Source organism: Streptomyces sp. Ru73 (genome assembly GCF_002920575.1).
GTDB lineage: Bacteria > Actinomycetota > Actinomycetes > Streptomycetales > Streptomycetaceae > Streptomyces.
The window spans coordinates 1-994 of the sequence record NZ_PQSQ01000221.1; the positions used below are offsets into that span (position 1 = coordinate 1).

1 pseudogene is annotated in these 994 nt (G+C 67.1%); it reads right to left on the reverse strand.

Features of this window, described 5'->3' with window-relative positions:
- Positions 1–994 (reverse strand): annotated as a pseudogene (ispG, locus tag C3486_RS36655) (flavodoxin-dependent (E)-4-hydroxy-3-methylbut-2-enyl-diphosphate synthase); the annotation flags it as partial.

The window sequence follows — 994 nt, forward strand, 5'->3', positions numbered from 1 at the left end:
GGCGATCTTCATGGCTTCCTCGATGAGGGTCTCCACGATCTTCGACTCCGGCACGGTCTTGATGACCTCACCCTTCACGAAGATCTGCCCCTTGCCGTTACCGGAGGCCACACCCAGATCCGCCTCGCGCGCCTCGCCGGGGCCGTTGACCACACAGCCCATCACCGCGACCCGCAGCGGAACCTCCATGCCCTCCAGCCCCGCGGTCACCTCATCGGCCAGCTTGTACACATCCACCTGCGCCCGCCCGCACGACGGACACGAGACGATCTCCAGCCGGCGCTGCCGCAGATTCAGCGACTCCAGAATCGAGATCCCGACCTTGACCTCCTCCGCCGGCGGCGCCGACAGCGACACCCGGATGGTGTCCCCGATCCCCTCCGACAGCAGCGCACCGAAGGCGACCGCGGACTTGATGGTGCCCTGGAACGCCGGACCCGCCTCGGTCACCCCCAGGTGCAGCGGGTAGTCGCACTGCGCGGCCAGCTGCCGGTAGGCGTTGACCATCACCACCGGGTCGTTGTGCTTCACCGAGATCTTGATGTCCCGGAAGCCGTGCTCCTCAAAGAGGCTCGCCTCCCACAGCGCCGACTCCACCAGCGCCTCCGGAGTGGCCTTGCCGTACTTCTGCAGCAGCCGCCGGTCCAGCGACCCGGCGTTCACGCCGATCCGGATCGGGGTGCCCGCGATCGGAGGCCGCCTTGGCGATCTCCTTGACCTTGTCGTCGAACTGCTTGATGTTCCCCGGATTCACCCGCACCGCCGCACAGCCCGCGTCGATCGCCGCGAACACATACTTCGGCTGGAAGTGAATATCGGCGATCACCGGGATCTGCGACTTCTTCGCGATCACCGGCAGCGCATCCGCATCATCCTGCGTCGGACACGCCACCCGCACGATCTGGCAGCCCGACGCCGTCAGCTCCGCGATCTGCTGCAGCGTCGCCCCGATGTCCGCCGTACGCGTCGTCGTCATCGACTGCACCGACACGGG